Consider the following 418-nt stretch of genomic DNA (forward strand, 5'->3'; position numbering starts at 1 on the left):
GGATGAAATCAACATGACCCTACTGGCCATAAGAACTTCCAGCTACGTCAACGGCGTCAGTAAGCTCCATGCCGAGGTAAGCAAGCGCATGTGGCAGAATCTTTGGCCCGGAGTTCCGCTGGATGAGATACCCATCGAGGGCATCACCAACGGCGTACACACCATGACCTGGGTTCACAGCGAGATGAGAAAGCTCTTTGACCGCTATCTCGGAAAGGCATGGCGCGAGCACACGAACATCGAGGGTCTGTGGTACGCCATTGAGAGGATTCCCGATGAAGAGCTCTGGGAGGCCCATCTTAAGGCCAAGAGGGAGTTCATAGAGCTACTGAAGAGGAAGATTAAGGCGAGGAACGAGAGGCTTGGAATAGATGATCCCCTGCCAGAGATAGACGAGAACGCGCTCATCATAGGCTTT

1 protein-coding gene is annotated in these 418 nt (G+C 53.3%); it reads left to right on the plus strand.

Annotated features, from left to right (window positions below; genetic code table 11):
- Positions 1 to 418: glycogen/starch/alpha-glucan phosphorylase (locus E3E42_RS11770; protein ID WP_167904897.1), on the plus strand; the 418-nt coding region annotated here is incomplete at both ends.

Origin of the sequence: Thermococcus sp. JdF3 (genome assembly GCF_012027495.1) — an archaeon.
In the GTDB taxonomy this organism is placed as follows: Archaea; Methanobacteriota_B; Thermococci; order Thermococcales; family Thermococcaceae; genus Thermococcus.